This is a genomic window from Streptomyces sp. AA4 (assembly GCF_000158875.1).
In the GTDB taxonomy this organism is placed as follows: Bacteria; Actinomycetota; Actinomycetes; order Mycobacteriales; family Pseudonocardiaceae; genus Amycolatopsis.
Map to the genome: position 1 here is coordinate 1,814,024 of NZ_GG657746.1, position 2,355 is coordinate 1,816,378.

Below are 2,355 nucleotides of genomic sequence, written 5' to 3' on the forward strand. Positions count from 1 at the left end.
GACTGCGTGAAGTCGGAGTCGCTAGTAATCGCAGATCAGCAACGCTGCGGTGAATACGTTCCCGGGCTTGTACACACCGCCCGTCACGTCATGAAAGTCGGTAACACCCGAAGCCCATGGCCCAACCCGCAAGGGAGGGAGTGGTCGAAGGTGGGACTGGCGATTGGGACGAAGTCGTAACAAGGTAGCCGTACCGGAAGGTGCGGCTGGATCACCTCCTTTCTAAGGAGCACAACACATCCATGCTCCCGGGATACCCGGAACCAGGGCATGGGGTGGGCACGGTTTAACACCCGCACGCGGTGTTGCCGGGCTTGCTCAAGGAATTGTGGAACTACTGGTTATGGTCGCTTCTGGCAGGCGATGCCTTGTCTAGTACAGGTCCTTCGGGGCTGCGGAACGGCGAGGCGGAGTCTGGGGGAGCGATTGTTTGCTGGCACGCTGTTGGGTCCTGAGGCAACACACGTTGTTTCTGGTGTGGTGTTTGAGAACTGTAGAGTGGATGCGAGCATCTTTGTGGTCAAGTTGTTAAGGGCACATGGTGGATGTCTTGGCTTCAGGAGCCGATGAAGGACGTGGGAGGCTGCGATATGCCTCGGGGAGCTGTCAACCGAGCTGTGATCCGAGGATTTCCGAATGGGGAAACCCAGCACCAGTGATGTGGTGTTACCCGCCGGTGAATATATAGCCGGTGTGGAGGGAACGCGGGGAAGTGAAACATCTCAGTACCCGCAGGAAGAGAAAACAAAAGTGATTCCGTGAGTAGTGGCGAGCGAAAGCGGAAGAGGCTAAACCGATTGCATGTGATACCTGTCAGGGGTTGTGTGGTCGGGGTTGTGGGACCTGTCTTCTCAGAGCTGACACTCTGGGCGTGATGCGGCATGGTTAGCGGAACCGCTTGGGACGGCGGGCCGGAGCGGGTGAGAGCCCCGTACGCGAAAACTGTGTTTGTGTTGTGTGGCGGTGTTCCCGAGTAGCAGCGAGCTCGTGGAATTTGCTGTGAATCTGCCGGGACCACCCGGTAAGCCTAAATACTTCCTGGAGACCGATAGCGGACGAGTACCGTGAGGGAAAGATGAAAAGTACCCCGGGAGGGGAGTGAAAGAGTACCTGAAACCGTGTGCCTACAAGCCGTCAGAGCGTTTCGACGTGATGGCGTGCCTTTTGAAGAATGAGCCTGCGAGTTAGTGCTGCGTGGCGAGGTTAACCCGGGTGGGGTAGCCGTAGCGAAAGCGAGTCTGAATAGGGCGATTGAGTCGCGTGGTCTAGACCCGAAGCGGAGTGATCTACCCATGGCCAGGGTGAAGCGACGGTAAGACGTCGTGGAGGCCCGAACCCACTTAGGTTGAAAACTGAGGGGATGAGCTGTGGGTAGGGGTGAAAGGCCAATCAAACTCCGTGATAGCTGGTTCTCCCCGAAATGCATTTAGGTGCAGCGTCGCGTGTTTCTTGCCGGGGGTAGAGCTACTGGATGGTCTAGGGGCCTTACCGGGTTACCGAAATCAACCAAACTCCGAATACCGGTTAGTGAGAGCGCGGCAGTGAGACGGCGGGGGATAAGCTTCGTCGTCGAGAGGGAAACAGCCCAGAACACCAGCTAAGGCCCCTAAGTGTGTGCTCAGTGGGAAAGGATGTGGGATTGCCCAGACAACCAGGAGGTTGGCTTAGAAGCAGCCACCCTTGAAAGAGTGCGTAATAGCTCACTGGTCAAGTGGTCCTGCGCCGACAATGTAGCGGGGCTTAAGCACACCGCCGAAGCTGTGTCATTCACACAATACATCCGCAAGAGCTTTCGGGTTCTTGTGCAGTGGTGTGGATGGGTAGGGGAGCGTCCTGCATCCAGGGAAGCCGCGGCGGAAGCTAGCGGTGGAGGGTGCGGGAGTGAGAATGCAGGCATGAGTAGCGAATGCAGAGTGAGAAACTCTGCCGCCGGATGACCAAGGGTTCCTGGGCCAGGCTAATCCGCCCAGGGTAAGTCGGGACCTAAGGCGAGGCCGACAGGCGTAGTCGATGGACAACGGGTTGATATTCCCGTACCCGAGCATGTGCGCCCATGGCGAGGCGGTTGACACTAACCACCCGAAGCCACTCGTGAAGCCTTCGGGCGGATCGGGTGTGTGGAGCGTGGGACCTGATTCCGTAGTAGTCAAGCGATGGGGTGACGCAGGAAGGTAGCTCCGCCAGGCGATGGTTGTCCTGGTGTAAGCGTGTAGGAGGAACAGTAGGCAAATCCGCTGTTCACATACTCTGAGACGTGATGCGTAGCCGTGTGAGGCGAAGTGGGTGATCCTATGCTGTCGAGAAAAGCCTCTAGTGAGTGCATGCACGGCCCGTACCCCAAACCAACACAGGTGG

General features: G+C 57.6%; 2 other annotated features (both only partly in view).

The features are described from left to right. Nucleotides 1-222: a sequence feature (mutual gap in cmsearch alignment for this rRNA model is longer than 100), on the top strand (it extends 1,267 nt beyond the left edge of the window). Nucleotides 223-518: 296 nt separating this feature from the next. After that, nucleotides 519-2,355 (top strand) — a sequence feature (mutual gap in cmsearch alignment for this rRNA model is longer than 100) (it continues 1,226 nt past the right edge of the window).